This window comes from Puia sp. (genome assembly GCF_035546395.1).
Taxonomy (GTDB): domain Bacteria; phylum Bacteroidota; class Bacteroidia; order Chitinophagales; family Chitinophagaceae; genus Puia.
The window spans coordinates 1-26931 of sequence record NZ_DASZXR010000007.1 but is presented as its reverse complement, the minus strand read 5'-3'; the positions used below and the strand labels follow the sequence as shown (position 1 = coordinate 26931).

The following is a 26931-nucleotide window of genomic DNA, read 5'->3' as shown; positions in this document are numbered from 1 at the left end:
CGGCGCTTACTGGCTCGACGGAGACTTCCAGCTCTCCATCCTCCAACAAAGCCTCGACCTGCTCGTCGACCACCACGAGATCCTCCGTACCCGGTTCGTTCTTCAGCAGGGCGAACTTCTTCAGCTCATCACCCCCTCCCGCCCAGGCTTCATCACCATCATCGAAGAAGACCTCTCCCACTATTCCCAGCAGCAATGGGACGAACGACTCCTGCAGGAAGAACGATTCGCCTTCCGCCTCGACCAGGGACCACTGCTCCGCCTCTCCCTGCTCCACAGAAACGACCGTCATCTGCTCATCGGCGTCCTGCACCATACCATCAGCGACGGCTGGTCCCTCCACCTGCTGTTCGGCGAACTCTCCCGCCATTACAACGCCCTCTTAAATGGCCAACCCTCACCCGTCCCGGCCCCCACTCTCCAATACCGCGACTACACCGCCTGGATGGAACAAAAACTCGCCTCCCCGGATATGCGCCGGTCCGCTGACTACTGGCACGCCCAGCTCCGACAACTACCCCTCCTCCAATTACCCACCGACTTCCCAAGACCCGCTGCAAAATCCTATCTCGGCGCATCTACACCCATTACCCTCACTCCGCCGACTCTATCCACGCTAACGGCCTATTGCAAACGCAAACAGCTGTCAACGGCCGTTTGTCTTTTGTCTACTCTCCATGCGGTCCTGGCCTGTTTTGCCGATCAGTTGGACATCGTGACGGGGATACCCGTAACCGGCCGAAATCACTACCAACTGCATACCCTGCCCGGCTGTTTCGTCAATACCCTGCTCATCAGGACCAAATTCACGAGCGCCGACACGCTAGCCGATGCCGTCCGGGTTACTTCCGCCACCTTCCGCGACGCCCTCGCCCACCAGGAGTACACCCTCGAAGATATCCTCCAGCAGCCTGACCACCAGCTCGGCGATGGCCAAGCGCCCCTGCTGTCCGTGTTGTTCAACTACCAATCGGCGCAAAGCGAGGGGATCGAGCTATTCACCTCCGGCTTCTTCAAAGAAACCGCGCCGCGCGAAAACAAGCTCACGTCCCGCTTCGACCTTGAATTCGCCTTTATCGAGACCAGTGGTAACGATCTCACCGCCCAGCTGATCTACGATACGGATATTTTCGCGCCCGGCACAGCCTCGCTGATCGCCGGGTATTTTGTTCGTGTGCTCGATCGCCTGGTACAGGACGAGCAGGGTAGGCTCCTGGATTCGCTTTCCCAAACTGCAACGCATCCCCTAAGCGGCAACGCAAATAACCTGCTTACTCCAGCTGCTGCCACCGCTGGAACCCTGATCCAATTGATCGATGCCATCGCAGCGCGTTATCCGTTCAATATTGCCGTTTCCGACGGTCGCGTCAGCTACACGTATCGCCATCTTCAGCAGCTGTCGACCGCCCTCGCTTCCCGCCTGCTTTCCCTGACAGCAGCCCAAAAGCAGCCCATGATCGGCGTTCATTTGGAAAGGGATCCCCTTTGGGCTATAGCCTTCCTCGCCATTCTACGGTCCGGCGCCGGCTATGTCCCAATCGATCCGCTGCTGCCGGAAGAGCAACGCCGTTACACCGCCCGCAAAGCGGGCGTGAGCCTGATCCTATGCACAAGTCAACATACGCCCGGATGGCAGGGAATACCGGAATACAACATAGAAGCATGGAATGCAACCATACCGGTAGCCGAAGACCATGCTAAAAAAAGCGCAGGAAATCTCCTTTTCTATCCTTCCGTCTCCGACCCCGCCGCCCGCCTCGTCATCGCCAGCCCGCGATCCTTAAGAGCAGAATCGATCCACAAAATGCGCGTGCTGGATCTCGACCCGACGTCCGTCTTCGCTCAAACGTCCCCCATCCACCATCCGGGCTCTGCATGGCAACTGTGTTCGGCCTGGCTTTCCGGAGCCTGTGTCCGCATCTATGCGGACGTCAACGACCCAAAATCACTGCTGGAACAATGGGCCGCCGACAAAGTCACCGTACTACCCCTCTCGCGACCACGCACCCTGCAACTGCTCGATCATGTCGAAAAAAACAACGGGGCCAAAGCTCTTTCTCCCGGCATCCGTTGCCTATTTGATGGCACACAGATAAACGATTCGCTCCTCGATGGCATGCGAAACGCCTTCCCCAACGCCCGCTTCCATTGCTTCTTCGGCGAACCCGGCCACTTCGGCGATATTCTTCACAGCACCCCCACCGGAGCTCCCAGCTGTTGCGAAGCCCTCCCGGGCTGCACTGTCACCATTCGAGACAGCCAGGGCAACCCTTGTGTTCCCGGGCAGATCGGCAACATATGGTTCAGCCGCGGACAAAAGAACCATGTCGTCAAAACGGGCCTCATGGCAAGGTGGACGGGTAATCTTCTGTTGGAGTTTTATGGTGCACGCATGTCAGCTCCACGTTGGTTACTCGACGCGCTTTTCCACCGCCCGCTTATAAAGGAAATACTGGTACCAACCATCTCGCGCAAACAGCGAAATCCTGTGGTATACCTTGTCCCTCGGGAAGGGGTGTCACTGGCCGGCATAAAAGCCTACTGGCGCACCCGGTTGCCGGCCTGGATGACACCCAGAGAAGTTTACTGCGTCACCCATATCGACTATTCATCCACCGGCCAACCACTGCTACCCGAAATCGGAAAGCAGCGGGCAATACCGGTTGTCGCTGCCCATCCTCACGAGGCAGATCCGATTTATGAGAGCCTGAAACAACAATGGACGGCCCTCCTGGATCGTCAAAAGATAGACGAAAACGCCGGCTTCTTTGAATTGGGCGGTAACTCCCTTAAAGCAATGCGGTTACTGCTGGGCATCGAAACTACCTGGCGCCTCCGCCTGAAGATGTCGCAACTCTTCGCGCATGCGACCCTTCCCGCGCTTGCCAAACTCATCCGCTCGGAACTCGCCGGCAAAACAGTTGAAAACCCGAATTTCATCAACGCGGAAACTCCCAAAATAGAAGTTCATAGAACACCGATCGTAGCGAACCCGCCAACCAGCCACACCTCCCATCCGGAAGCTAGTCCCGCATCCATATACCCCGCATCCCCCGCTCAATGGCGAATGTGGGCCGCCCAACAGCACAAACAGCCCGACGGCGCCTACAACATCGTCGGCGGACTCGACCTCAAAGGAAATTTCGACGCCGCATCCTGGCAATCCGCGTGGCGCCGCCTTCCCGAGATCCATCCTATGCTCCTCGCCACGTTCTTCGTCACCGACGAACAACTTTATTTTCAGCTGTCGCCGTCCGCCACTATGCCCGACATCCCATTCGCCGACCACTCGCACGAGACTGACCCCGCCGCCACAGTGGGTACGTTTGAAAAAAACCTTCAGGAGACGGTATTCGATCTGCACCAAGGGCCCCTCTTCAAAGGTCAGCTGATCAAGATCGCTCCCCACCATCATGTCTTCTTCTTCGCCATTCACCACATCATCGCCGACGAGTGGTCTATCCAACTCCTCTCAAAAGATATCCTTCGATTATACTCCGATCCGAACGCAGTTGCATCCCCGACCGGTATACCGCGCCAGCCGTCATGGGATGAGCCGTCTTCCGCCGCCTACTGGCAAGAAAAACTCGCCAATCTGCCCGCCCTGACGATCCCCATCGCAGACCGGCCGGCCAAAACAGACCGGTCCTCCAGCGGCAACAGCATCACCCGTCGCCTGCCCGGAGCGCTGCCCATTTTGACGTCCGCCTCCGGACAAACACCGTCGACGACGATTTCCGGCCTTCTCGCCCTCGTCTCCTCCTTGCTCTATCACTATACCGGCTGCACCGACCATACCCTGCTCAGCCCCTTATCCCTCAGAGACAGGCCCGGGCTCGAAAACCAGGTCGGCCTTTACCTGAATACGCTCCCGCTCCGCCTCAGCTTCACGGATTCGGACACCTTTACAGACCTCCTAAAAAAGGCAACGACTACCCTGCTCGAAGCATTCGATCATAAGGCCTACCCGTTTGAATCGATCGTCGCCGGCATCCAACGCCAGCAACAGTCAACCGCTCCCATCACCTTCCCAATCATGGTCGTCTGGCATGAACCTATCCATCCCGAATCGCCCTCCGGCCAACTCGCCGCGGAACCCATGACGATTCCCGACCGGTACAGCAAATTCGACCTGACCTTTCATTTCCTCCCCGATGGTGACGACCTGCTGTTACGGCTCATTTACGCCACCGGTTTATACGACGAGCCAACGATCAGCCGGCTGATCGGTCATCTTACAAAGCTGATAAAGGAGATCGCAGCCGGTACGGAAAGACCCATAAAAGATTGGGATTACCTTTCAACTGAAGAGACCCAAAACGTTCTCCACCGCTTCCAGGGACCAGGTCGCCCGCTGGCGCCAATCACCATCGACGACTGGCTCGCTACGGCCTGTCGTCAGTTCGGTGGACGTACCGCCCTCCAGGACGATCAACGCTCCTTGTCTTACTCGCAGCTGCTGACCCAATCCGACCAACTCGCCCTGCTACTAAAAGAAAAATACGGCATAACCACCGGCGCCATCGTCGCCGTACACCTGCGCCGGTCCGTCTTTCTTATCCTCAGCTACGCCGCCATTGCCCGCCTCGGCGCGGTCTTTCTGCCCATCGACGCCAATCTTCCCGATAGCAGAATGACTTATCTGCTCGAAGATTCAAAGGCAGACCTCCTCATCACAGACGTCCTCGTCGAGACTTCCCGCCGCAAATTGTTACTGGACGACGATGGCATCTCGCTGCTTAACTCCTATCCCCTAAAAACGATCGAAAAAAATCATCAACCCCAAAGCCCGCTCTATATTATCTATACCTCGGGATCGACCGGGAACCCAAAAGGCGTCCTCATTTCCCATCAGAATCTCGCCAACCACGCCCGCGCGTCCATCGACAGCCTGGAAGTCCGCCCCTTTGATAATGCCCTCCTGTTCACCTCCATCAGCTTCGACAGTTGCCAAACCATCATCTGGTCTACCCTGCTTACCGGCGGCTGCCTTTATATCGCCCCGCATAATTCTTTATTCGACCCCCTTTCCGTCCTTCACTGGCTATCGGAAGAGTCGATCACCCTGATCAAATTAACGCCCAGTCATTTCAAACTGCTGCTTTCCGCAAAACAAACATCCGGGCTGACGACTCAGCTGAAAAAGGTCGTCGTCGGCGGTGAAAAGATCGTTCCAGCGGACCTGGCTCAATGGCTGGAAACCGAACCCGACACCATATTTTTCAATTCCTACGGCCCCACAGAAGCAACGGTAGCCATGCTGCTGCAACCCGTCTCGCTGAAAGGTGCCAAAGCCGGTGAGATCGCCATAAACCATTTTGCAACCCGTCCGGTACTAGGCAAACCAATTGGCGCCTCGAAGGCTTATATCCTCGATATGCGCGATCGGCTTTGCGGCATCGGCATCACCGGCGAATTATGCATTGGCGGACCCGGTGTTGGCCTGGGTTATCTTCACCGGCCCGCATTGACAAGCGAACGATTTAGACCCGCTCCCTTCGACCCGAAGGAGATCATCTATCGCACCGGCGATCTGGCCCGCTGGCTGCCTGACGGCACTATCGAATTCATTGGCCGGCGCGACTTCCAACACAAGATCAACGGGTACCGCGTCGAGATGGGTGAGATCGAGTCCGCACTTCTCGACTCCGGAGATGTCGTCGCAGCCGTCGCCCGGGTCATCGAAGACGAAAGCCGATCGGTCCTCTTCGCCTTCGTCACTCTCCGGCCAGGAGCCAGCGCAAAACCAGAAGAATTATTACAACAACTTAAGTCAAAGCTGCCCCATTATGCAGTTCCTTCCCGGCTTATCGTCCTCGCCGAAATGCCACTGAGCAGCAGCGGCAAGATCGACATGGGCCGCCTGACGGCACCCCTTCCAGAAGCGGAACGATCGGACTATGTAGCCCCGGTAACCCCCGTCGAGAAAGCTGTTGCGGAGATTTTTGCCGGTTCCTTCGGCGTCTCCCGAATAGGCCTTACCGACAACTTTTTCCAACTGGGTGGAGATTCCATAAAAGCCATCCAGCTCTCTTCCCGACTGATCAAAGCCGGCTACCCCTGCGAAGTGACGGATATTTTCACCCATCCTCTCATCCGCGATCTTTGCCATGCCCTGGAAGGAATTAACGTGAAACCCGCCAGCTTCCCGCTCGCGGATGCTACCCATTCGGTGCTACTTCAATCGACAGGCGGTACTCCCACCGGACTCCCTCTTTTCCCCGCTCAATTCCAGTTCCTCACCGGCAACGTCAAAAACAAAAGGCATTTCAATCAATCACTCCTGTTACAGGCGACTCAAAGGATCGACCCTTTCCTCCTTGGCGAATCACTCCGCCTCATCGCCAGCCGCCACGATGCCTTCAAAGCCATCTTTTCATTCGTTGATGGCACCTGGAAACAATCGCTCGTCAACACCTCCGACAACCTCTTCCCGCTGCAGCAGCTCGTATTGCAGGATCAATTGGCCGGTTGCGACACCATGATCGAACACTGTGAGACCCTCCAGGCCTCCTTCGATATCTCCGCTGCGCCCCTCGCAAAGGCCTGCCTGTTTTCCACCGCCGAAGGCGACTTTCTCTTCCTGGTCATGCACCACCTCGTCACCGATGGCCTCAGCTGGCGCGTATTACTCGAAGACCTTCAGGATACCTATCGTCGTTTGACAAACGGCGTCCCCACCCCACCACCCCAACCAACTATCACCCTGGCACAGTGGTCGGATCATCTCGCCGAACTCACCACACGACTCGAAGCATCGGAAGAAGCCGTTTATTGGTCCTCCATTTTATCCAAAAGTGCAGTGCGTGCTTTTGTCCCCAGCGCTACCGGACAAAATCTCGTCGCAGATACCGAGAACATTCGCTTCGTCCTGGATTCCGTCCGCACCCGCCAGGCCTCCACAGGCCTTCATAAAAAATATGGCTGCGACCTCCAGCACCTGCTCCTGGCCGCCCTCGGCGCCACGTTGCACCAACTATCCGGGAACAACGATCACCTGATCGTTCTCGAAGGACACGGCCGCGAATCGGCCGGGAAAGGGCTCAGCGCCGCCGGAACGATCGGCTGGTTCTCCACCTGTTTCCCCTTCCTCCTTTCCCTCGATAGGGAAACAGATCCTGTGGCCATCCTGCACCGTACCGCCGCCCAACTCGCTGCCGTACCGATGAAAGGAATCGGCTATGGACTGCTGCGCAGCAGCGGTCACTTTCCTCAACTACCCGATCTGCTCCAAAAAGAAAACCTCGTCTTTAATTACTTCGGTGACTTCAACAATACCTTCTTCTCCTCCACGGAGGAACCGCTGTTCCAATTCTCCCGTTTAGAAAAAGGCATGGACTCTGCATCGGAGAATAGCCGCGGCTGCGGCATCCGCATCAATGCCGTCATCGTGGAGGGCAAACTCGAGGTCATTGTCCAATACAGTCGCGATTGCTACACCGCCGGCCAAATGACGGCACTCGCAAAAAACTATCGACAGCAGTTGCATGACTTCATCACAGCCCTTACCGAAGATCCCGTTGTCATCGGCAATAACCAACGGCAAGTCTATCCCTTGTCGCCGCTGCAGGAAGGCATCTATTATCACTGGAGCATCGACCCTGCCGGCCAAACCTATAAGGTCGATAAAGTCCTTCATTTCAGCGGTAGCCTGCAACCTGCGGTGCTGGAACAAGCGTACCAGCTGTTGCTGCAACGCCATCCTGTTTTATCGACTTCTTTCCATACAAGCGAAGATGGAACATTGATCCAAAAGATACAGGAACAGCCAACGCCCCGATTCGCGCACCACGATATTTCCCTTTCCCCCAACAAAGAGGAGATACTCTCCGCTATTCTGCAAACCGAACAGGACAGTTCATTCGATCTCAACGTTCCATCGCTCATCCGCCTGACGGCGATTACCACCGGCGAACAAACCTTCACCCTCATCTGGACCTATCATCACATTATATTGGATGGCTGGAGCATCGCCAACCTGGTCCGGGATCTATACCAGCTCTACGGATCGCTACTCACCGGCAGCCTCCCCAAGCTCGCCCCAGCCCGTCCCTTTAATGAGTATATTGCGTGGCTTCAGACCGTTGACAGCCATGCAGGCCTTCTCTTCTGGAAGCAGTACTTGCAGGGGTACGAAGGACCAGCGGGATTGCCCTTTCTGCAACGCAGCGACCACACCCGGCCGCGCCGCCAGAGTGAACAACAATTGATCCTCGATACCCCAACCTGCCAAACGATTCAGAACCTTTGTCAGCGCACCGGCATCACCATAAACACCTTTTTTGTCGGTGTCTGGTCCTACCTGTTGGCCCGTTATAACTGCACCAAAGACGTGGTGTTCGGCACCGTCGTCTCGGGTCGCCCATCTCAGCTGGAAGGCGCTGAAGAGATCATAGGCCTGCTGATGAACACCATCCCCCTTCGCGTCCGATACGAAAGCGACACTACCGTCGCTGCCTATCTGTTAGCCATTCAGCGAAACGCCATCAGCACGCTTCCTCACCATTTCAATCGTCTAACCGAAGTCCTGCGCACCGCCGGTAAACCCGACCTCGCTCTCGATCATCTTTTCGTTTTTGAGAATTTCCCCATGGCCCAACCCATGACAGCCACCGGCGGCCCGACGACAATCACATCCCCGCTTCAACTTCTCGCTGCCCAGGAAACAGACCGGTCCGACTACGCCTTTGCCCTTGTCATTATTCCCGACGACAAAAACAAACAACTGCTTTGCTCTTTCCGCTACGATGCCAACGCCGCCACGCATGACGACGTCCGGAACATGACCGGCCATTTCTTCAATATCGTAAACGCTTTTGTCGCCGGCGAAACCGGGAGACTCGGAGAGATCGACTACCTCTCATCGTTGGAGCGCTCCGCATTGATGAAAATGTCCGCTTCTCCCCATTCATCCCGACCTTCTGTCCCAACCGTTATAGAAGCATTTCACCATATCGCCAATAGCCTGCCCGAAGCAGTCGCCGTGTTACAGGGCGATCAACAACTCACCTATCGGCAGCTCCATATGCAGTGCTGCCAGCTAGCCGCCCACTTGTCGGCAAAAGGCGCCTGCCCCGGCGTCACCGTAGTAGTCTGCCATCCGAGAAGCAGCCAACTCGTAGTAGCCATTCTCGCAACAATGCTATCCGGGGCAGCCTTCGTTCCCATCGATCCCTTGCAGCCCGCCGCGCGCCTTACCACGATCGTTGAGGACTGCAAGCCAGCCATCATCCTGACAAACGGTCCCAACGCGCACCTCTTTACCGGGCGGAGTGAACAGCTCGTGCTTCTCCCGGAAGAAGGAATCGACTCTCCACGGGACGACGAGCCGATCCTTTCCACCCATTTCCCTGGCCCGACAGAAATTGCCTATGTTCTCTACACATCCGGCTCTTCAGGAAAGCCAAAAGGTGTAGTCATCGACCATAGTAGCCTGATGAATTATTGCGCCGGCGCAAAAGATCTGTACATAACGGCACGACCGACAAAGGCGGCCTCCTATTTTCACATGCCCGTATCCTTCGATGCCTCCCTCACCGCGCTGTTCCTCCCGCTCGTCACCGGCAAACCGCTCGTTCTCTCACCCGCCGATGCTGTTGACCCTTTCGGGACGACCGAATTTCTCGCCTGCGCCCCGTATGATTTTCTCAAGATCACCCCCAGCCACCTGCCGCTGTTGCAAGCCGCCCTTCAACAATCCAACACCCTACCCTTCCATACCCTGGTACTCGGTGGCGAAAAAGTAGCATCGGCTCAGCTCCATTTCCTTTTTTCGACGGCCTTCAAAGAGGAAATAACGATCATCAACGAATATGGCCCTACCGAAGCAACCGTTGGCTGTGCCGTTTATGCCGTCTCCAACAAGCAACCATTTCACGAGCTGCCCGCCTTCCTGCCGATCGGCCGGCCGATGGCCGGCAACAGCGTCTTCATACTCGACGCCGAATTCCAACCCTGTCCTCCCGGTATCCCCGGCGAACTTTTCATTTCTGGCAAAGGATTGCTCCGCACCTACCTCGGGGATCAACCGGCCTATCACCAAAAAATGGTTCACCCCTCCTCTCTGACGGGAATTCCGCTCTATCGCTCGGGTGACTGGGCTAAGTGGATGCCCGACGGGCAACTCAACTTCCTCGGCCGCCGGGATGAACAGGTAAAAATAAACGGCCACAGGATTGAGCTAGCCGAAGTGGAAGCCGCACTCCTTCGCCTGCCAGGCATCGCCAACGCGGCGGTCCTCACGGTATCCGAACCGGCCCCGGCCGCAACAGACGAACAGCTGATTCCTCCTTACCTTCTGGCGGTTTATCAGACCAGATCTAACCTGAACCCGGCGACGATCAGAGAAGACCTCTACGCATTACTGCCGGACTATATGATACCCCGCCACTTTATCAGCCTGGAAGCACTCCCGCTGAATGCCAACGGCAAACTCGACCGAAAAGCGCTCGCCGCCGCCATCAGCGCGGCAGTCCAACCGCCCGGGGAATCGGCAAAAAAAGAAGCCGTCACCCCCATCGAAAAAGCACTCGTCGGAACCGTAAACGATCTGTTCCCATCTAGGACGGTAGCGCTCAGCGATAACTTCTTCGAGCTCGGCGGCGATTCGATAAAAGCTATCGTTCTGGCCGGATTACTCCGTAAAAAAGGCTACGATCTTCCCGTCCGCCACATCCTTCGTTATCCCGATCTCAACGAAATGACGACCGGTATCAATCCGGTCGGCAAAGATCGACAGGAACAACTACCCGCTCAACCAACGTCCACACCCGCCGGACCGCTGCTCCTTGAACCCAGCGCTTCCCAAAAAAGACTCTGGCTCGTCGATCAGCTCGATAACCAGCCAACTATCTACAACAGCCCGTTCGCCCGCCGGATAAAAGGCCATGTCGATCCTGTTGCCCTCCAGGCGGCATGGCACGACCTCATTGATCGCCACGAATGCCTCCGCGCGTCCTTTCCAACCAGCAATGGCTTACCAAAACTTAGGATCGGACAGTATGACCCCGCACTCTATGCCATCACTTCGATCGACCTCTCCGCAAGCGAAGACCCCGCCAAACTATGCAAGACAGAAATGCGGCGGCAGATGGACACTCCATTCGATCTTTCCATCCCACCCCTGGTCAAAGCCTTTCTTTTCCAATTGGCCCCGGATACCTATACGCTGTTCATCAACATCCACCATATCATCGTCGATGGCTGGTCGAAAAAAATAATGGATGAGGACCTGTATGCTTTTTATACCGCCCGGCTGAAAGGCGAACAGCCAAATCTGCCGCCGCTGGAAAGCTCCTACACCCGTTACATCGACTGGCAGGCAACATCAGGTGACAACCCGGACATGGCCGCTCATCGTCAATACTGGCTGCAAAAATTTAGTGGCGAGATACCCGTTGTCAATATCCCCACTGACTTCCCCCGGCCTACTACCCGCCGGTATCACAGCCGCCGCGTCACCGTAACTGCCACCACGGAAACAACGGCGCTGGTCCAGGCCTTCGGCCGCGAACACCGGACGACTCCCTTCTCCATCCTGCTGGCCGCTACCCAGGTCCTGCTAAAACGCTACAGCGGACAGGATCAGCTGCTGTTCGGCATTCCCGTTGCCGGACGGCCGACGGCAGAGCTGCATCGCATCGTAGGCCTCTTCCTCGACACGCTCCCAGGCCAGATCACCCTCGATAATAAGGAGGATTTTTTCACGGTCGTCGGCCACGTCCGTGACGAACTGCTCGCCATCTTCCAACACCAGGCCTTTACCTTCGATCAGCTTGTCAGCGAACTCAACCTGCAACGGCAACCCGGCCGGTCCGCACTGTTCGATATACTGGTCGTATCCGAAGACTTTAAATTAGCGGACGATGGCCGCGAGACTGCTGGAAGCCTGTTCTCCGTAGAATCCGAATTGCCGGATGACGACCGCTCGGCCAATAAATACGACCTCACCTTCTATTTCAGCACGGTCAACAATACCATCACCTGCACGATCGGCTACGATTGCGATCTTTTCAGCGCCGAACGTATCCAACACATGGCCGCACACGCAATGACCCTGCTGCATGCGCTGGTGAGCCAGCCTGAAAAACCCGTCGGCTCCCATCCCTATCTCTCTTCGGACGAAATTAGCCGGCTCGTATACGAGTTCAACGACACTACCCGCCCCTATGGCAGGGACAAAACACTCCACGGGCTGTTTGCCGAAAGCGTCCAACGTTTTCCCGACCATCCTGCCATCCGCCAGGACGGGGCAAGCATCACCTACCAGCAGCTGCAGCATTGGAGTTGTCGCCTCGCCGGTCAACTTGTCGGCAATGGCGTACGGGCCGGGGACAAGATCGCCGTCATCACCCACCGCCGGCCGCCAATGATCGCCGCCATGCTCGCTATATTGCAGTCCGGCGCCGCTTATGTGCCGGTAGACCCGCGATATCCCGACGAAAGGAAAGAATATATTCTCACCAACGCCGGGGTCACCGCCATCGTTACCGACGATCCCGACACAATCGATTCGCTTCCCCATTCCCTAACCGCACTACCGGTTATCCTTGCCGAAAACGCGCCCGCACCCGTCGACAATCATCCGGTCATTCCCGGCTCCGTCCACGCACCGCATTCGCTTGCCTACATCATTTATACTTCTGGCTCATCCGGCCGGCCCAAAGGCGTCATGATCCAACATCATTCCGCCGTCAATCTCGTCGAATGGGTCAACAGCCAGTTTGCCGTGACGGAGAACGAACGCCTGCTGTTCGTCACGTCGATGTGTTTCGATCTTTCGGTCTATGATATCTTCGGTACGCTGGCCGCCGGAGGCACCATCGTCATCGCAACGGAGGAAGATGTCCAAAATATCGGCCGTCTGAAAACCCTGCTCACGGACGAGGCCATCACCTTCTGGGATTCCGTTCCGACAACGCTGAATTACCTGGTCACAGAGCTGGAATACGAAAATGCCGGGTATCTCCAGCAGTCCCTCCGCGTGGCCTTTAATAGTGGCGACTGGGTCCCCGTCCAACTCCCCCAGCGCATGAAGCCCTTCTTCCCCGCCGCACAGTTCGTGTCGCTCGGCGGCGCCACCGAGGCAACAGTGTGGTCCAACTTCTACCCCGTAACCAGCATCGATCCGCATTGGAAAAGCATCCCCTACGGCCGCCCCATCACGAATAACTACTTCTACATCCTGGATGAATACCTGAACCCCGTACCGGCAGGCGTCACCGGAGAACTCTATATCGGCGGATGCGGCGTCGCTGATGGGTATAGGGACGATCCCGAGAAAACGGCCGCCGCCTTCCTCCCCGACCCTTTCCGCACCGAACCCGGTAGCCGCATGTACCGAACCGGCGATCTGGGCCGCATGACATCCGGGGGACAGATGGAATTCCTCGGCAGAAAAGACTTCCAGGTCAAGATCCGCGGCTTCCGCGTAGAACTGGGAGAGATCGAGGTCACCCTCTCTCAACTCGAAGGCGTTGAACAGGCCCTCGTAGCCGCCGGCAAGGACAACGCCGGCCTTCCCTATCTCGTTGCCTATTATGTCGGCCCGCAACCCCTTTCCATACCTGCCATGACGGCACACCTTGCCCAATACCTGCCGGAATACATGTTGCCGGCGTATTTTGTCCATTTAACCGCCTGGCCCCTTAACGAAAACGGCAAGATTGATCGGAAAGCCCTCCCGGCACCACGCGAGTTGCATACGGCCGGGCACATCGCCGCAAAGCCGCCATGTACCGAAACCCAGGTTTCCCTCGCCGGCATCTGGACATCTATCCTGAATAGACCGGTGCAGGGGATCGATCAGAATTTCTTTGCCATCGGCGGCCATTCTCTAAGTGCGGCACAACTTTCGGCAAGGATCGAACAGCAATGGAATGTATCCTTCTCCATTCGCCAGGTGTTCCTCCATCCTACGATCGAGTCGCTTGCCGCACAACTCGACGCCGTATGCGCAGCAGCCCCACTTATGAGCCCAATCCAGTCAACCCAACCATCAACTATCCTCATATGAGCCTCACCGAAGCCATCACCCTGCTGGAGGATCTCCACATTGCAGGAATAACCATCAGCCTGCGGCAACAGCAGCTCGCGCTCGATTACTTCGGCGAACCGCCCAGCCCCGCTCTTCTGCAACGCGTACGGACACAAAAAGAGACGCTAACGGAACTCCTGCGCGGAAAAATGCTCCCTCTTTCCAGCCAGCAGCAGCGGCTATGGTTCCTTTGCCAGACCGATCCTCACTCCCGGGCGTACTACGTTACCCATCATTTCGCTCTGGACGGCCCACTGAATATCCCAATGGTCGTCCAGGCATTCCGAATGGTGATCGACCGCCACGATATCCTTCGTACCGTGTTTCTCGTCCGCGACGGCATTCCATATCAGTGGGTGATCCCCCAGGAAGAGATGACCATTGAAATAGATCAGGCGTCAGTAACAGCTGAGTTCCTCGAAGAACTCGGGCACTGGTCGTCCGGAATTCGTCTACATCTCGAAAAAGGCCCCCTGCTGAAGATCCGCCTCTCGGAAACACCCGAAAAAAGCCATATCGTCTCCATCGTGATCCATCATATCATCTGCGACGCCCTGTCCCTGCAGGTATTGTTCAACGAAGCCCTTCAGAACTATCATTCCCTCGTCACGGGCGCGCCCTTTTCCCGTGACCCGCTTTCCAGACAATACGGAAATTACGTCCTCGCCGAGCGCATCGCCCGTCACTCCCCGGAATTTGCAAAAGACAGAAGCTATTGGCTGGAAGTTTTTCCCACCGTTCCGGAGCCGCTGGTCCTGCCCTATAAGGTCGACCGGCCGGCACGAAAAACTTTCAATGGCAACTTTTTATCCGTTGTTTTCCCGGAGGTGATCGTAGGGCCGTTCCGCCAGCTAAGCAAAACCCGGCAGTGCAGTTTTTTTTCCTCGCTTCTCGCTTTGCTGACCGTTCTCTTCAAACGATATAGCTCGCAGCGGGATATCATTATCGGCACCTCTGTCGCCAATCCAAAATTAGCCCTGCAAGATCAGATTGGCCTTTATGCCCAAACCCTCCCGCTTTGCCTGCGCCTCCAGCCGGAAACATCGTTTCATCAGCTGCTGGACCAATCCGCCTCCGTCCTCCTCGGGGCACTCAGCCATCAGGCCTATCCCTTCGAAACTTTGGTACAGGAACGGTATCAGATCCGCGACCTCAGCCGCTCCCCATTCTTCGATTGCATGATCGACTATTTTGCGATTAGCGGTGATCCCGGTAACCCATCCATCGGCGTCCGCTCTCTGAGAACACCCTCGTTCACCAGTAAATTCGATCTGACCTTTACTTTTTCGGATAATGAGGAGCATTTGTCCCTGTCCGTCGAATACAATACGGATCTCTTCGACGAACCCTTCGTCAGCGCGATGTGCACCCATCTCGCCAATGGGATGAAAGCAGCCGTCGCCGACCCGCAAATGGCCATCGATCGACTCCCTCTGTTTGACGACAAACGGCCGATCACCCGCCCTTTGGTAACTGCGGCCAACAAAACACCCCTTCGCAACCGCCTGATCGAAAGCGCCGCCAAATACAGCCGGCAACCGGCGATCTGCTACCACCAGCAGACCTACACCTATCAATGGCTCGATACCCGTTCCGACAACCTGGCGCGCCAGCTGCTCGATATGATTCAACCCGATCGGAACGCCGCAGCACCTCCTGCCGACGAGCCGTCCGTCATCGCCATCTTCCTCGACAATAGCCCCGATTCCCTTGTCTGCCTGTGGGCAATCATAAAAACCGGTCATTCCTTTCTTCCCATCGATACCGGCCTCCCAAAAGACAGACTCGCCCACATCCTCCAGGACAGCGGGACCGCCATCCTGCTCACAACAGCCGACCATATCTTCCGTCTTCCCCAGGGCTACAAGGGAAGGATCATGGCCGTCGATATCCAATTGGACAACAGCACCGAACCCGCCCGGCTACCGGCGACTACGATACTTCCCGATCAAACCGCCTACCTGATGTACACCTCCGGCTCGACCGGTCAGCCAAAAGGCGTCGCCATAACCAATAATAATTTATTGAACTACCTCGACTGGGCCTCCGTATACTACTACGAAGGCATCAGCAGCGGCCTTGTTCCCTGGTTCACGTCCATCTCATTCGACCTGACCATCACTTCCCTCTTCCTGCCATTGCTGACGGGAGGCGCCATCGACATCCTCCCCGCAAACCAGCAAATGGAGAGCATGTCGGAGATAGCCAACGCCGCTGTATCCGGCAAAAAGTATGGCCTGGCTAAATTGACCCCTTCTCATCTTGACCTTCTCGCTATGCTCGAACCCGGCTCCTTTCCTGTCGACGCCGTCATTTGCGGTGGGGAAGAGTTGTTGCAACGGCACATAACACTACTGCAAAAGTTAAATCCCGCGATCATTATCTATAATGAATATGGGCCTACCGAAACCACCGTAGGCTGCACGGTCGAACGGGTAACCGCCAATCGCCTCCCCCACAGCATCGGCATTCCGGTTCCCTTTGCCTCCGTTTATATTACGGACGAATACCTGCAACCCGTCCCCGAAGACGTCTGGGGGGAGATCGTCGTCGCCGGAAGTGGCGTAGGAAAAGGTTATCTCAACCGACAGAACGAGCAGGCGAAGCGCTTCATATCGCTTGCCCTTGCCTCCGGCGCAAGGGCCTACCGGACAGGCGACAAAGGAAGGAAAAGGCGCAATGGTGTCTTCGAATGCGCCGGCCGGCTGGATGACCAGATTAAATTCAACGGTCAGCGCATCGAACCAGGCGAGATCGAAAAACTAATCAGCCTTGTCCCCGGAATCACCCAGTGCGCCGTATTTCTCCGCTGCGGTAAGCAGGAACAAAAAGACCTGGTCGCCGTTTATTCCAGTCGTACAGCCGTCGATCCAAACGCTATCCGGAGTTTCCTGCTGGCACAACTACCCTCCGCTTGGATACCCAATTTGATCATTCCCTTGCAGCAGCTTCCCCTGACCATGAACGGCAAACTGGATAAGCCACGCACCCTGGCAGCTATCGACGCCGTGAACCTTCCGCCACACGACATAGATTCCACCCTATCGCCATTGCAGCAGCGACTGGCCGCCTATTTCCGGACCCTGCTGGACACTGACCACATCGGCGTCTCAGAGAACCTCTTTACCCGCGGCCTGGATTCGCTCAAAGCCGTCAAAGCCCAAAGCGATCTCAATCAACTTTTCCCCGGTTCTTTCGAAATAAACGATCTTTTCAGCCATCCTACAGTCAGCGAGCTCTCCACGCTCATCGGAGAACCGGACGCCAGCCTCCAAAAAGAAACAGGTCCCGAACTCGTCGAATTCTAACAGCCAACTTCAAAATATAACATATGCTAATCTGCGGACTTAAACTAACGCATGACGGAGCCGTCGCGCTGCTCCAGGACAACCGGTTGCTATTTAGCATCGAAATGGAAAAAATCGGCAACAATGACCGTTATTCAGCCATCGAGGATATCCGCGATGTAGAACAGCTGCTTGCCCGGGAGGGATTCACCCTTTCCGGCATCGACGAGTTCGTAGTGGATGGATGGGGCGGCGATGACGCCGATGCCCTAGCCGTACAACCCAGATTGCAAATAACTGCCGAAAACAATTTCCTCTCCCTTCTCAATTTTGGCCGCGAAGCAGAGCTGCCCGTAGCCCGCTACCAGGAAAAAACGCTGGCCAGCGACGTCCTGGAAGAGTTTCGCTTCAACCGGCTTCCTTACAAAGGAGCACAGTTGCCATACAGCAGTTTCCTCCACGTCACCGGGCACCTGATGAGCGCCTACGCCACCAGCCCCTTCGCCGCAAAAAAAGAACCGGCCTTCCTCCTTATCTGGGACGGCGGCATGTATCCCCGGCTCTATCATTTCGATCCCGCCGTTAATACCATGACCAATCTGGGCCCGCTTTTTCTCATGATCGGCAATATGTACTCCATCTTCGCCCAACACTTCGGACCATTCCGGGTCAAAGGAAACTTTGCAAAAGACAGCCTGTCTGTGGCCGGTAAGGTCATGGCCTATATCGCTCTGGGAAAAGTCCAGCCCGAATTGTTCAAAAAGATGGATGATGTCTATTACGAACATTACGAAACCCCGATGGGCTTCGCCAACGTTTTCACCAACGAATTCAAAAAGAGCATCGAAGGGTGTGATATCCCCGATGAGAACATCCTCGCCACCTTTCATGATTACCTCGGATCCATGCTGGTTGAAAAACTGGGGCAGAAACTAAGCCGCACACCACTAAAAGCCGGCAACCTTTGCCTCGCCGGCGGGTGCGCCCTCAACATCAAATGGAACAGCCAGATCAGGCAAAGCGGCCTGTTCCGCCAGGTCTACGTCCCTCCCTTCCCCAACGATTCGGGCAGCGCCATTGGAATGGCCGCCGCATTACTATACAAACGCACGGGCCTTACCTGCCTGGATTGGAACGTCTACGGCGGCCCTGCCCTCGGGCGTCCCTCCGCCCCGGAAGGATGGCAGCCAAGAGCCTGTTCGCTAAAAGAACTGGCGTCCCTTCTCCACCACTCGGGAGAACCGGTAGTCTTTCTCAACGGCCGCGCCGAACTCGGGCCACGGGCCCTCGGCAACAGAAGCATTCTCGCTTCCCCTGCCTCGCCGGGAATGAAGGACATCCTCAACGACATCAAACAGCGTGAACATTATCGCCCGGTCTCCCCCATCTGCCTTGAGGAATATGCCGCCGATATCTTCTCACCGGGTCACGCCGACCCCTATATGCTCTTCGATCACCAGGTCAGGAGACAATGGCTGCACCGAATTCCTGCCGTTACCCATCTCGACGGCTCAGCCCGGCTTCAAACGGTCAATAGCTCGCAAAATCCCGAGATACACGAACTGCTGATGCATTTTTGCGCCGAGAGCGGTATTCCCCTGCTCTGCAACACCAGCGCCAATTTTCATGGAAAGGGATTTTTCCCCGACGTAACCTCCGCGGCCGCATGGGCAGGCACGAATTACATCTGGAGCGACTGTACGCTCTTCGAACGAACAAGCAGACTCCTAAGACAACCTACCGAACAACACGCGGCACAAATCGCCTGAATTCATTTCTTTCATGGAACAGCAAATCGCAGTTATCGGCATGGCCGGCCAGTTTCCCGGCGCAGCAAACCTTTCCGAGTTTTCCCGGCAGTTGCAAAAGGGCATCGGCGCCATCGGCGAAATATCACCGGAAAGGCTTGCGCTCACCACCCTCCCGCCCCACCGGCGCTACCAACGCCGCGGCTACCTGGATCGCATCGACTGTTTCGATCACGCCTTCTTCCAGATCCCCGCAGGGGAAGCGATCCATATGGATCCCCACCAACGTTTGCTCATCGAACGCGTCCACGAATGCATGGAAAACGCCGGCTACACGCGCAACGATCTCCGTGGCACCAACACCGCCGTTTTTGTCGCACACGCCAGCATGCAATACTACCGGCACGCTGAGGAATTCGCGCCTACGCTCGTCACCGGCAATGCATCCGAATTCCTGGCCGCCCGAATCAATCGCGTTTTCGATCTTCAAGGTTCGGTCGCTGTCGTCGACACTTCCTGCTCCTCGGGTCTCGTAGCACTCCACCACGCCTGCAACGAGTTGCTGTTGGACAATGCCGACCAGGCGTTTGTCTGTGGGGTTAATCTCGAACTGTTTCCCTTCCTCGACCCCGGCCAGCATATCGAAGTGGATTCCCCCGATGGACTGTCGATCCCCTTCTCTGACAGATCAAACGGCATGGTATACGGCGAAGCGGTCATCACGCTTCTTCTCAAACGCCTGTCGCTCGCCCGGCAACACGGCGATCCGATCCAGGCAGTCATCCGTTCTTCCGCCGTCAACAATAACGCCGCCCGTTCCGCCAGCCTCACCGCTCCAGACAGTATCGCCCAGGCCGACGTCATCGTCCGGTCCTGGAAAAAAGCGGGGATCGACCCACGCGACATCGGCTTCATCGAAGCGCACGGTTCAGGCACCCAATTGGGCGATAGTCTCGAAGTAGCCGGCCTCAACCGCGCTTTTGCTCAATTCGGCGCAGACCCAAAGTCCTGTCCCATCTCCACCGTCAAGGCGAACATCGGGCATAGCCGCTCGGCGGCCGGCCTCGCCGGCCTGGTCAAAGCCATTCTGTCGGTCCAGCAGGGCGCCGTCTTTCCCGCCATCTACACCGGTCGCTCCAACCCTCATATCGATTTCAACAAAGGTTCGGTCTACATAAGCCAACAGGCGACCCTAATGAGAGTATCCGGCAGCGGATCGCATCTCGCCGCCGTCAGTTCCATCGGCTTTAGCGGCACCAACTGCCACGTGGTCGTCGAGGACGCTCCCGCAATTACGCCAACCATTTCCCGAACAGGCGATAGTTATCCCGTTTGGTTGTCTTCCTGGCATGAGCAAGGATTGACGGCCTTTGCGCAGGAAATACTTAACTATGTCCGCCTTAATCCCGATACCTCGATTGCCGACCTCAGTTTTACTTTGACCTCCCGGCGTGAGCATTTTTCCCATCGCAAAGCCTTCCTCGCCGCCTCCGTCCACCAATTACAGAGCTCCCTCGAGTCCTTCCTTCTAGCTGCCAATACCCAATCGGAGGCAAAACCACCTCTCCTCATCTTCCTGCTCGGCGGCAGCGTTCTAACGGCGGACCCTGCCCACCACAGGTACTCCTTCCTGCGTCCATCGCTTGACCTGCTCCGCACCAGGTTTGCGGAGACCGGCCTGCCGTTGACCCAAACGATCAACATGGCCCTGACAGAATTAGCCGCTTACCAGTCGCTTTGTGCAATGGGATTTACACCGGGGAAGATGGTTGGGATCGGACGCGGAAAATGGATCGCCGAATACATCGACGGTCGCATCGACCTGCAGACAATGGCGCTCGCGCTCGAGACCCATCAACCACTTCCGGAGAACGATTTGTCTGTCCGCACCACAAAACTCATCCTCCGCGAAGCACAGGATGCCACCCCCTTCTTCGTCGCCGCCGACACCGCCAACCTCATCTATCGATTTCTAACCAATCTGTCACCCCTGCCCGTCTCCTGTCATACATTCGCATTGATCGAAGCCGATCACTCGAACCGCGCAGCACACCTCTGCTCGGCCCTTTTCGACGCGGGGTATGCCCTCAAACAACCTTACCGATCCGGCTACGCCGGCAACTGCATCGCCCTCCCATCCCGCATCTTCGTTTCCACCCGATGCTGGATAAGGGAAGACGTTCACCCCGCCTTCCGCCCGGATAATAGTACCCCATCGGCCTCTCCGTCGCCCCTTCTGTCTCCAATTCTTACTGACCCGTTGGGAAAACTACTCCGCCTCGCTTGGGAATCAGCACTGACAATTTCCATTACCGACGCGGAAACCGATTTCTTCGCGGCCGGCGGCAACTCGTTGAAAGCGACGAAAATGATCAACGTCCTGCGCCGCAAGCTCCACCTGTCCCTTTCTTTCGAGGATATCTTCGACTATCCCGCATTCAGCTCCTTCCGCAGTTATGTCGAAAGTCGCATGACCACCGCGGATGGGATCCTGCTGGTTTGGAAAGAGGTATTAAAAAAGGACAATTTGACGGTAGATGATGATTTTTTCCAGCTGGGCGGCCACTCGCTTCTCGCCAACCAAGTCCTGAATCGTCTCCGCACCCAATACAATATCCGCCTGGATTTCGAGGACTTTTTTAGATATCCCACCGTTCGCCAGTTTGCCGACCTCATCGACAAGCGCGTTCTCCCCCGGCAAGCCAGTTTAACCGGTCAGCTGATCCCCCCCGCGCCGCCGGCGGCCGATTATCCCGTCACGCACGCCCAGCGCCGCCTTTGGATCCTTGACCAGGCATCACCAGAGCCCCTCCTGGCTTACAACGAAACCAATGCCTTCCGATTGACCGGCAGCCTCGATACCCAGCGCCTGGCGACGGCGTGCCGGCTCCTGATCGAACGGCATGAAGTACTCCGCACCTGTCTCCCTTTGCTACACGGCGAACCCAGACAAAAAATACTCGACGCCGACAGCATCCCAGGTTTGAAGATCGTCGACCTTTCTACCCAATCCGACCTTGACGCATCCGCCCAGCAGGCCATCGACGGCCTAGCCGCCCAACCCTTCGACCTGCTCACAGGTCCCCTCATCCGCCTGTCGCTGTTCCGCCTCTCCAAGGACCAGCACCTGCTCGCCGTTTCCGCCCATCACGCGGTCACCGACCAATGGTCGTTCCGCATCCTGTTGCGCGATCTGTGTCTGCTATACGCTCAAGCGGGCAACCCCAATCCAACCTTGCTCCCGAACCTGCGCATCCAACATAAGGATATCGCGGTTTGGCTACTAAGCCAGACCCAAACCGAACGGCGCCGGCAAGAAGAACTTTTCTGGCAAAGCAGTTTCGAAGGTACTCTTCCGGTTTTGAATCTGCCGCTCGACCATCCAAGGACGTTACAACGAAGCTATTTCGGCAACCGCGTCACCAGGGAACTACCAGCCTCTTTCGTGCGCGACATGCACCAGTTGAACCGCCGCAACGGCATCACCAGCTTCATGACCCTGCTCTCTTTCACCTGGCTCCTTCTCTCGAAATATGGCGATCAGGATGACATCATCCTCGGCACCCCCGTCCTCGGCCGGGAAGAAGCCGAACTCGAAGATCAGTTAGGCCTCTTTGCCAATACCCTGGCCCTCCGCATTCGCGCCAATCCCGATCAGCCGCTCGCAAGCCTACTAGCCCATTGCCGGTCGGTCGTCACCGGCGCCTTCGCCCATCAGTCCTATCCCTTTGATATCCTGGTCGAACAGTTGGCAAAAGATCCGGACCCGAGCCGCTTCCCCCTTTTCGACGTCATGGTCGTGTATAGAAACGAAAGCGGCGAAAACATCGACTCCCCCCTTCCGGACCTTGGGATAACACCCGTCGCCACCGCCGTCACGACGAGCAAGTTCGATCTCACCTTCCACTTCGTCGAGAGCAGTGACAAAATTCGCGTCGACATATTCTATAATACCGGACTCTTCCTCCCCGACACTGTCGGGCGGCTTGTCGATTATTTCTGCCGCCTGGCCGAAACCGCCGTCAATGCCGATAGCATCCTCCTGCGCCAGATCGACTATTTGCCCCCCGCGGAAAAACTGCCCATTGCCTACAATGGCCAATATGCACAGATACGCGACAGCTGGGGAGCAACGGTCCCGATAGACGCAGAAGGACTATTATTCGTCGGCCCAACTTCCGGTGATCTCCAGCCGACAAATCGGCGAGCGATTCGAACAGCAAACAACGATATCCGCCTCACTGTCCCGGCAGGAAAACTCCTCTACCACAAAGGCTACCGGCTCAACGCCGTCGACATTGAGTCTGTTATCAATCAACATCCCGAAATAGCGGCCAGCCTTGTCGTCACCCGGGATGCTGACCTGATAGCCTTCGTTCAGCGTACCTTACCAACACCTGCAGCTATCCCATCCGCCGAGCCGCTCGAAACGCAAACAAACAACCCACCAGTCACTAGCAAAGAACTCGCGCTTATCGAGTCCTTCCAACAGCCCGCCAAACCCATTGATACCACCCGATTCCTCCCCGATTACCTCGATCACTGGTGCCGGCGCCATCCCGATAACATCGCGGTCCGCTCGGAGCATAAGGAACTCACCTATCTCGAACTGGCCCATCGTAGCATCTTCTTGGCCCAACTCCTCGATTCCCAAGGCATCCAAAAAGGCGAGATCATCCCGGTATATTGCACCCGGTCCGAAGATTTGCTGATCGCTATGCTTGCCATTTTCCGTCTCGGCGCGGTGTACCTGCCGCTGGGGATAGATCTTCCCTTTCAACGTGCCGCCCACATCATCCAAGCAGTAAAAGCCCGGCATCTGCTAACCACCAACGCCACTTTCCTCGACGAGAAATCGGTGATTTCCCGGGACGACCTAAACCGGATGGTTGATACCATTCTGATAGAGGAGTCATCCCGGCTTAATGGTATAGATCAATCCCAGGAATTCGCTAGCCGGCTAACACCCGGCGATCTCGCCTACATCATTTATACCTCCGGCACTACCGGTACGCCCAAAGGCGTAATGATAGAACACGCCGGCATGATGAACCATCTCTTCGCTAAGATCGATCTGCTGCAACTCAACCAGCAAAGCGTCATCGTTCAGAACGCCCCACAAAGCTTCGACATCTCCATCTGGCAGTTACTCGTAGCCATCGTCACCGGCGGTACGGTCCTCATATATCCCGACCACCAGCTCCAACAGGTCGGCCCGCTGCTCAAACGACTGGAAACCGACGCTCCCACGATCATGGAAATGGTACCTTCTTTCGCGCACACCCTGCTTACCGTATTAGAACAGCGCCGGGAACCGATCAGCTGGCAGCCCGAATTCGTGCTGATGACCGGAGAAACCCTCCATCCTTCATTGGTAAAAAAATGGTTCGACATCTTTCCGCGCGTCCGTCTGGTAAATGCATATGGCCCTACCGAGGCAGCCGATGACATCACCCATCATATTCTCACCGGGTATGATCCCGCCGAAATCCGCATTCCGATCGGCAAGCCCATCCCTAACATGCGCATCCGAATTCTCAACGATCAGCACGATCCCTGTGCTATCGGCATCAAAGGTAATCTCTATGTTTCCGGCATCGGTGTAGGCCGCGGTTACTTCGGGGATCCGGAAAAGACCGCCGCGTCTTTCATGCATGATCCGGAAGATCGCACCACCCGCATGTACCGTACCGGCGACATCGCCAGCTGGCGATCCGACGGCAGCATCGATTTCTTCGGCCGTATGGACGGTCAGGTAAAGATCAACGGGAATCGCATCGAACTTCCGGAAATTGAACAGCATCTGCAACATGTCGACGGCATCCTTAACGCAGTAGTTATACCCTTCCCGCACCACGACAACGGGAGCTATCTGGCTGCCTTCCTCATTGTAGCGCCTGACCAATCCCGCGACGCCGCCTTCATCCGTCAACAATTAATAGACAAGCTGCCTGCTTACATGGTTCCGCAATCCATTGCCTTCATTGAGGAGATGCCGTTGACGCCGAATGGGAAAATAGACCGGTCCCGGTTCATGTCTCCCCTGGTCGCCCTCGATGACGCCCGGCTCGTCGATTCTCTTCGGGACCAACTCGCGACGGTGCTACCCCCTCCGCTGATACCCCAGTCCGTTTACGTTGTCGACAGGCTGCCAGGCATTACCGACCTGGGACAAACAATAAAGGATTGGCAGCGGATCATTCGGCCAACTATTTCCCATGCTTCCGCGCGTCCTCCTGTCACGACAGATCAACAAATTATGGCCGGTATCTGGGAGTGCATCCTTGGCCACCCGATGCCATCGATCACCAATAATTTTTTCGAGCAGGGCGGCGACAGCCTCAAAGGAATGCGCCTCCTCGCGATGACCGAAGAACGCATGGGCCGGCGACTTACCCTTCGACAGTTGTTCCTTCATCCTACTATCGAAGAGTTGTGCGGCAGTCTGCAAGACACCACAGCAACCACCGCGCCGCCGATAACGCCGGTGACGGCCGCCGAATGCTATCCCGTATCCCACGCACAACGGCGCATGTGGCTCCTGGATAAGATGGGACAAACCGGCTCCGCCTACAATATCCCCGGGGCAATGCTCATCGACGGCGACCTGCTCTTACCCGCCTGGTTCGAAGCCTGGCGCCAACTCCTCCGTCGTCACGAAGTGCTGCGTACCGTCTTTGTCATGCATGACGGCCAGCCGGCACAACGCATCCTTTCCGCCGATGATCCCGGATTCACCATCACCGCCCTCGATTATCGTTTCGAGGCCAACAGGGAAGAAGCGATCGGTCGATTCCTGGATCAGGAAAGCCGTTACCGCTTCGATCTGGAAAGTGGCCCCCTCCTTCGGGCCGCACTGATCCAGCTCGACAGGCATCAATTCCTTTTCTCATTCACCATGCACCACATCATTTCCGATGAGTGGTCGCTCAACATCCTCGGCCGCGATCTGATGACCGCTTATCAAGCCGCCTCGACCGATGCCCGACCCGACTGGCGTTTACTTCCACTTCAATACAAGGATTATGCGACTTGGCAGTCGTCGCTGGCGAACGATCACTGGCGACTCAAACGGGATTTTTGGACCACGCAGCTGGCAGGAACCCTGCCCGTGCTCCATCTGCCTGCCGATTTCGACCGTCCCGTTGTCCAAACCTATGATGGCAAAAGCATTGGGCGGTTACTAACCGGTGCCGGCAAAAAATGGGAAAAGAAGAATAGTCGCCAGGGTTCGACGCTATTCATGAATATGCTCGCACTCGTCCAATGCCTGCTCCATCGGCTCTCCGGACAAACCGATATCATCATCGGCACTCCTGTCACCGGCCGCTATCTCCCGGAATTACAGGATCAGGTAGGACTTTATCTCAATACCATCGCTCTCCGGACAAATATCGATCCGGAAGCGGCACTTCATCAGCTGATGACGTCCGCAAGACAGCTCGTCACGACAGCCTTCGCACACGAAGATTATCCGTTCGATAAGCTCGTGGACGAACTTGATCTTACCCGCGATTTCAGCCGGTCGCCCATCTTCGATTGTATGCTCGTGGTACACGAAGCGGTACAACCCGAATCACCCGGCAATGACACCGCTCTTCGCATCAGCAGCTACCAGCGGCCATCCACCGAAAGCAAATTTGACATCAGTTTTCACTTCCGCGAATCGGGAGACGACCTCTACGCCGGAATAAACTACAATACTTCCTTGTTCAAGGCGTCTACCATTGAACGCTGGCTGCAGCTCCTCGAACAGCTTATGGACGAGATGCTCGAACAGGATAACCTTACCCTCGCCCACGCCGGCCTGCCGAAGAACGACCAGCTCCAGCTGCTCCTCGACTGGGGTCAAGGCCCCCTC

At 56.4% G+C, this 26931-nt stretch carries 4 protein-coding genes; all 4 read left to right on the top strand.

Features of this window, described 5'->3' with window-relative positions:
- Positions 1-37: 37 nt before the first annotated feature.
- Complete coding sequence (locus tag VHE34_RS08470; RefSeq protein ID WP_325586698.1) at positions 38-14014, top strand: non-ribosomal peptide synthetase; 13977 nt, start codon at positions 38-40, stop codon at positions 14012-14014.
- Positions 13951-17343 carry an amino acid adenylation domain-containing protein gene (locus tag VHE34_RS08465; RefSeq protein WP_325586696.1) on the top strand — a complete coding sequence of 1131 codons (3393 nt, stop codon included), beginning with the start codon at positions 13951-13953 and terminating at the stop codon, positions 17341-17343. The genes VHE34_RS08470 and VHE34_RS08465 overlap by 64 nt, the downstream gene beginning before the upstream one ends.
- 23 nt (positions 17344-17366) lie before the next feature.
- Positions 17367-19091: a carbamoyltransferase N-terminal domain-containing protein gene (locus VHE34_RS08460; protein WP_325586694.1), complete on the top strand. Its 1725-nt coding sequence runs from the start codon at positions 17367-17369 to the stop codon at positions 19089-19091.
- 13 nt (positions 19092-19104) lie between these two features.
- Positions 19105-26931, top strand: a 7827-nt coding sequence (locus tag VHE34_RS08455; protein WP_325586692.1) for a non-ribosomal peptide synthetase, incomplete at its 3' end; no start/stop codon positions are given.

Coding starts and splice junctions, on each gene's coding strand:
- VHE34_RS08465 (WP_325586696.1), top strand. CDS start 13,951: ATGCGCAGCAGCCCCACTTATGAGCCCAATCCAGTCAACCCAACCATC.
- VHE34_RS08460 (WP_325586694.1), top strand. CDS start 17,367: ATGCTAATCTGCGGACTTAAACTAACGCATGACGGAGCCGTCGCGCTG.